The sequence below is a fragment of the Pseudoalteromonas sp. S3178 genome (assembly GCF_005886985.1).
Classification (GTDB): Bacteria; Pseudomonadota; Gammaproteobacteria; order Enterobacterales; family Alteromonadaceae; genus Pseudoalteromonas; species Pseudoalteromonas carrageenovora.
This window is the reverse complement of the sequence record NZ_PNCW01000044.1, coordinates 46928-53694: the sequence shown is the minus strand read 5'-3', so window position 1 is coordinate 53694 and position 6767 is coordinate 46928. Positions and strand designations below refer to the sequence as shown.

The following is a 6767-nucleotide window of genomic DNA, read 5'->3' as shown; positions in this document are numbered from 1 at the left end:
AAAGATCAACACGCCCTAAATTAGTCGCAAGTTTATAGCCTGCGTTACCATCAATACGTATACTATTATTAGTTATAGCAGCCAGAGTTAAGCATGTTGAAAAAGTTTATTAGATATTTAATTTTAGGTTTAGGGCTATATGCGCTAATAGCAGCATCTGTGATCATGTTTTATAAAGACGATCCGCAAGCTATGATCTGGCAAGACCGCGAAGCATTTAATAAACGATTTATAGAAAAATTATCTCTTGAGCAACCCACTACTTTAAATAGTGTGCTTGATTACTTAGGCAGCCCCGATTTAACGTATGCTAAACGCGATGGAGAACAAGTTTTTCAAATTGTTTTTTATCGTACACAACATAAAACATCTGACGGTATTACAACAATGGATGAATGTACTGGATTACTTTTTAAAAATGGACAGCTTTTTTTATGGGGTCCCAGCGCTTATAACAAATACCAAGAACAAAATTAGGTGCAGGTTTAATGGAAGAAGCCGTATCAACCACCTTAGAGCAGCTACTTAGTAATACGCAGTTATTTTTAGGTACTTATAGTAATAAGAAAAAGTGGACAGCCATATATCCTATGGCAAATAAGCTCGCCGAGCAATATAGAACACTCTATGCGGAACAACCCCATGCGCTTCAAGCACGGCTTACGCTTTACAATCCAAATTATTCATACGCTACTAACCTCGTTATTGCACAGTGCGTTGTCACTGCAGCTCTGTGTAAATCTCAAAGCTACGACTCAAAGCTAAGCGAGCTATATATTAGCACCGCGCTTATTGAGCATTTATGTGTTGGTGCTCAGTTAAATAAATTAGGCAATCAAGATGAGTTTACCGATACAGATAAACATATTTGGAAGATGCGTCATAAACTAGCTGCAAAAATTATGCTTACGGCTGGAGAGCCAGCCCAGCACGTTGCACAATTGCTAGCTAAGCTAAATAAATACAAGCAAGCATTGGTGAGTACCCCAAAAATTATGCTTTACGACGGCGGTATTACACTACTTGCCATCGCAAATATCATTGCAATGAACATTAGCAATAACTCGCAAAATAAGCATATGAGCATATATAAAGCTTTAAGTGATTTATATATTCGGACTCCAAACTTGTTTGCTCTAGAACTAATTAAATCACTAGTTGCTCATTTAGGTCCGTTATTACCAGGTAGCCGAGTAAACTATGCTGACCAATCAATGATTTATTTAGCGACAGATCCCCAAGGGAAGCATGTATTAATAAGCACTGAAAATCCTAAAAAACTCGAGTGGTACAAAGTTAAAGCATCCTTTAGCGACAACGCAAAACAATGGAGCTGCATTAGTAAAAGCATTAGCTTTACGGTATTTAATAGCGAGCACATTAAAACAAAAAGTCCCTCGTTTGAAAATAAAGCACAAGAGCTGCTTAATTTAATTAGCCATATTAAATTACAACATGAATACAGTTATAAAGGGTTAAGCCAACTAATGGCAGCCCACCCACTCGTCGTCGCAAATTTATGTGAAGCAGTAAAGCCCTATAATAAAGAGTATCAAGCCGCAAAAGATTTAAAGCACAGTCTGTCAATGGTCGGCTATTATAATGCGCCAGCTATAATACAACGTGTTGTATTTGAGCAGCTTGTAAATGTTACCCCCCACCCTTTACATGCCTATATTGTTAATAGATTAAATGCACTGGTAAAAATAATGGCTTTGCTTGTAAGTAAAAATAAACACGATCAGTTTGAACATATAACATTGCCCTTATACGCCTATACACATTTTTTACTAACACAGTGCAGTACCTTGCTTTCTCGTAAAACATTAATAGACAGCACCCCTAATAAAATATTGAGCGCGCCCATTTGCTCATTTTTTGGCGTAAAAGACGTTAATTCTGATGCACTAACTCAGCAATTAACTCATTTATTAAGTGATAACCCATGGACAATGGCATTATTAGAAGCAGAGCAAACACCTAAAAAACATTTAACTAACTCTCATAAGCTATGGGTGTCGCTTAAAATAATTGCACAGATCGTATTTAAACCAGACCTTGAAATGAGTGCTTGGCAAAAGCAAACATTAAACGAGCAACTAAAAATACAAAAGTGGCATGACGAAACAGATTTCAACCAACATTTAGCTGCTTTGGGTATATGCAATAGTATTTAACCTAAATTGCGAATAATAAATCTATAAAGGTTATTTAATATTTCTATACCCACTATAAATGGCATTTATACCCAGTATTTACTGTATAAACTAGCAAAATGGGTGATAAATTGGTATAAATGCGCCCTTAAATTTTCAAGCACGTTCACATAAATGACCTAACAAGCAGTTACTCTCTCAGAGTAATAATTTATGTGCAAATCAAACTCTTTAAAGGAAAAGTCAATGGCCAAACAAACCATCACAGTGATCAAAGGCGACGGCATCGGTCCGAGCATTATCGACTCAGCACTTGAAATATTAAAAGCCGCAGGTTGCGACTTTGATTATGAATTTGTTGATGCAGGCCTTGCTGCACTTGAAAAAACAGGTGAGCTACTTCCACAAGAAACAATTGATACAATAGCTAAAAATAAAATCACTTTAAAAGGCCCATTAACTACGCCTGTAGGTGAAGGTTTTACGTCTATTAACGTTACACTGCGTAAGCAATTTGGTTTATACGCAAATGTTCGCCCTGTGAAATCGTTTGTTGGTACTAAAGCACGTTACGACGATATTGATATCATTACTATTCGTGAGAACACGCAAGGTATGTACTCAGGCGCAGGCCAAGTGGTTAGCGAAGATGGCAACGAAGCTGAAGCAAAATCAGTGATAACACGTGAAGGCGCAGAAAAAATTGTAACGTTTGCTTACGAGCTTGCAATACGTGAAGGCCGTAAAAAAGTAACAGCGGTACATAAAGCTAACATCTTAAAATCTACATCTGGCTTATTTTTAAAAGTAGCCCGTGAAGTAGCTGAGCGTTACCCACAAATTGAGTCAACAGAAATGATTGTTGATGCAACATGTATGAAACTTGTAATGACACCAGAAGAGTTTGACGTAATTGTAACGACTAACTTATTTGGTGATATTTTATCAGACTTATGTGCTGGTTTAGTGGGTGGTTTAGGTATGGCACCAGGCGCTAACATTGGTGAAGATGCGGCTATTTTTGAAGCTGTACACGGTAGTGCTCCAGATATCGCAGGTAAAAACCTAGCTAACCCTACATCAGTAATTTTAGCGTCTATTCAAATGCTTGAGCATTTAGACATGGGCGACACTGCAGAGCGAATTCGTAGCGCTGTAGCTGATGTAATTAAATCAGGTGATCGTACAACACGTGATTTAGGCGGCAGCCACGGTACTACAGACTTCACTCAATCAGTGATTGATCGTCTTTAAAAAGTAGCCGCTTAATAGCGGCTTCTATTTGAACGTTAAAAAGCCAGCTATGCTGGCTTTTTTGTTTTAAGCGCGAAAAAATAGTTTTATATCAATTCGCTTAATTAATTGATCTATTTTGAGGCAGGAAAAACGTGTTGATAGCTACGCAAAAAAATTGCTACTTAGTTGTTCTCGGCAATTGCTCCCGCATTGCTCTACCTTCTGCATCCATGCAGTCGTAAATGAGAATTTTTTAGCACAGGTAGCGACACGTTTAGCCCGTAGAATGATTAAGTATTATTGCCCATTGGTATTACTCTAAGGGTACTAAAGGCTAATAAAATAAGTAAACCTAACAGTGTACCACCACTTGAGCCTGAAATACTTTGCTCTACGTTTACACTAACAATTAAGCTTTCAGTAATAACTTCGCCCGTCTGAGCATCAGTCGCTTTAAGTGTCACAGTATAATTCCCTTCATTTTGATAAACATAACTTGGGTTTTGTATGTTAGAAGTACTTCCATCTCCAAAATTCCAGTTGTATGTGTAGTTACCAAAACCACCGTTTATATCACTATTAAACTGAACATTTAAATTATTAGAAGTAAAACCACTTTCAATGCTCATAGGCACTGTTGTAGAAATATCTAGCGTTTTTTCACTTTGATTTCCTTGACTGTCTGTTACGGTCAGTTCAACTTGGTAATTACCTGAATATAAATAACTATGTGTAATACTCTGCGTCGCCAAGCTGTTGTTATCACCAAAGCTCCACTGATAACTAAAAGGTGAAACGCCACCCGTAATATTTGCTTGGGCTGTCAATACCCCTTGGTTAATATCATAATCAACCTCGTTAATTGCTAATGGCTCAGTAATATTTACTTCAGCGGTAAATACTTGCTCAGCATTATCGTTGCTAACAAGAAACTCAACATTATAAGTGCCAAAATCGACATACTCATGTGAAGGTGCAAGCTCAGTGCTTGTTGATCCATCATCAAAACGCCACATAAACTTATCGGTTGGTGTTAAAGTTAATCCCTCAATATCAAATTTTACATTAAGATCAGTAATACTAAATTTAATCCCATTTGCAGAACTATAACTTAGCTCAACACTAACGCTTTCGTTATTAGTTGATTGATTTAATAAAGTAAACCCAAAACCTAATTGTGGTAATTCAACACCCGATTCAGTTTGTTGTGAAAAACTATAATCTGTTTTATCACTAAACTCACTAATGGCTGATAAATCGTCATCGCCTAACCCTGCACGCTGGTCATATAAACTAAATGCAGCATCGCGTATTTGTATTGCCGTATCGGCAGTTGTTTGCGTAGTGCCTGTTTTAATTGCTCGCTGGTCTGCGTCAACAACTAACGCAAAGCCAGTTCCTGGGTGCTCGGTGGTATTATTATCTGATTGTGATTCGTCGGCATACCATAAAAGTACTCCCGGGGAATATTGCTCACTTTGCAATCCGCGATCGATACCTAGATAAGATCTTAATTGTAAATAATAATGCGATGGTGAGGCGTATATGTAACTGCCTATTCTTTCAAAGTTTGTTAGTTGAGCAGACGTTTGCATTTCTGCGTTGTTTTGCCAAATTAACGTTTCGTTTTGCCTAATCTTCATATCATCAACAACAAAACCATAGTAATGAGTATTTGCATCAGTTATGTATTCAAAACTAAGCTCTACTGTTTGCCCTGCATAAGAGGTTAAATCAAACTCATGCGTTAAATAGCCGTTAGGTTGTTTAGCATCACTATTTAAAAAAGAATCACCGGTAATGTAAGGCCCAATATCGCCATAATACGGGTTAATAGCTTGGGTGTAATTGCCACTAATTGGCGTACCATTCACTTTTATTTGTACCAAATCGTAATCACGTTCAATGCTGTAATAGGCAATAAAACTTAGCATTAGTGCATCATTGGTCTGTGGCAGTTCTATCTTATTTATAAAACTATTACGCAGGTTATCACCTGTATTTGAATAATATTGAAACTCACCTTCTACCGGTGTTTTAAACTTTTCTAGGCGCTTAGGTAAAACAACTTTTAATTGGCTTTGTGATTGTGAAGCACTTGATGTATCAACAAGTATTTGCTCAGAATTTGCGTTAACTTCTGTCATTTCAAGCTCTAGCTGATTAACCCAATTACCCTGATACCGCGTTTGTAAGTATTCAAGTGCATAAGGACTAAACATCACAGGCTCTGAGCCCCTTAAAGCCCCCGCCCAACTACCTGTAGACATAACCGACCAAGATGCAACCGGCTCACCCACAGTATTAGATTGTAAATCGTATTCATCAAGCAACCCTAGGTCGTGGCCAAATTCGTGCACAACCACACCAATTCCAGCATCAATTGGGTTAATTGTATAACCAAAAAGCTTAACAGAACTCCCCGTTACTTCACTAGGTTGGCTATTTTCATCAAATACATAGTAACGGTGTGACCAAATTGCATCGGTAGCTAAATACCCCCCTCCGGCTTCTTCCCCAATACTTGAATGAAAAACCATTACATGGTCTATTATTCCGTTGGGTTCGTTAATAATACCGTCACCGTCAATATCGTCTAAATCAGTAAGGTCGTAATCACTTAAATTAATATTATATTGTGCTACAGCTTTTTCTACTGCTTCTTTAACTAAAGATGGCGCATTAATATCTCGGGTATTCCCTTGTCGTTCTCCATATACTTTGGCGTTACTATCAGCGGTTACCCAGCCATAAACATCACCGCTAAAATTTAAGCTTGCACCCGACGCGTCTGAATAATAGCTTTTTGCGGTTAATAGGCTTTGATCATCTGGACCTAAATAACTTTCGCTATTAAATAACATCTGTTGATAATGTTCTTTAGAGTAATCAGCGTAAAACATATCGGTATCTTGGGCTGATAACTTATTATCGTCATGTTTCAAATCAGGAAAGTCTATTAATATAGTCAGTATTTTTACTTGATTTACAGTCTGATCGGGAATCAAAGCAGTAGAAAAACTTACTTGAGATTTTACTGAACCCGCTGAATTATCAATTTTAGAATTAAATTGCCTAAAACCATTTTTAATTAAATGTGGATTATTAGAACTCATATCCATGTATTGCTCATATGATGACTCAAGATCACTCGGCGCAATGTTATCTCTTTTATTAAGCCAATATAAAATACGCTCCTTGTTAGTAATACCCACATCATGTGGAGATGCTGTATCAGCAATTACTAAAGGGCTTATTAATGTAGATAAAAGCGAAATTATAGTCACTTTTTTCACTGTAGATTCCTCAATCATGTTTATGAATTCATCATACCTAAAATTTACTATTTAGGCAGTTTCTAAAACATATAATTAA

Annotated in this window: 4 protein-coding genes; 3 read left to right on the top strand and 1 reads right to left on the bottom strand. The window is 37.1% G+C overall.

Annotation, left to right across the window (positions count from 1 at the left end):
• Positions 1 to 93: 93 nt before the first annotated feature.
• The 3 genes from CWC11_RS13400 (at position 94) to CWC11_RS13390 (ending at position 3410) form a co-directional block, all read left to right on the top strand.
• Complete coding sequence (locus tag CWC11_RS13400; protein ID WP_058550278.1) at positions 94 to 477, top strand: DUF3192 domain-containing protein; 384 nt, start codon at positions 94 to 96, stop codon at positions 475 to 477.
• Positions 478 to 488: 11 nt separating this feature from the next.
• On the top strand, positions 489 to 2177 hold the full coding sequence (locus CWC11_RS13395; RefSeq protein ID WP_138683087.1) for a hypothetical protein: 1689 nt from the start codon (positions 489 to 491) through the stop codon (positions 2175 to 2177).
• Between the two features lie 225 nt (positions 2178 to 2402).
• Entirely contained in the window at positions 2403 to 3410 is a 1008-nt protein-coding gene (locus CWC11_RS13390) for an isocitrate dehydrogenase (RefSeq protein ID WP_058550276.1), read from the top strand.
• Between the two features lie 272 nt (positions 3411 to 3682).
• On the opposite strand, the gene CWC11_RS13385 is transcribed toward CWC11_RS13390, so the two are convergent.
• Entirely contained in the window at positions 3683 to 6688 is a 3006-nt protein-coding gene (locus tag CWC11_RS13385) for an immune inhibitor A domain-containing protein (protein WP_138683086.1), read from the bottom strand.
• Between the last annotated feature and the right edge of the window lie 79 nt (positions 6689 to 6767).

What these genes read in the sequence shown, in the direction of transcription:
- CWC11_RS13400 (WP_058550278.1), top strand. Translation starts at nt 94, where the DNA reads ATGTTGAAAAAGTTTATTAGATATTTAATTTTAGGTTTAGGGCTATAT.
- CWC11_RS13395 (WP_138683087.1), top strand. Translation starts at nt 489, where the DNA reads ATGGAAGAAGCCGTATCAACCACCTTAGAGCAGCTACTTAGTAATACG.
- CWC11_RS13390 (WP_058550276.1), top strand. Translation starts at nt 2,403, where the DNA reads ATGGCCAAACAAACCATCACAGTGATCAAAGGCGACGGCATCGGTCCG.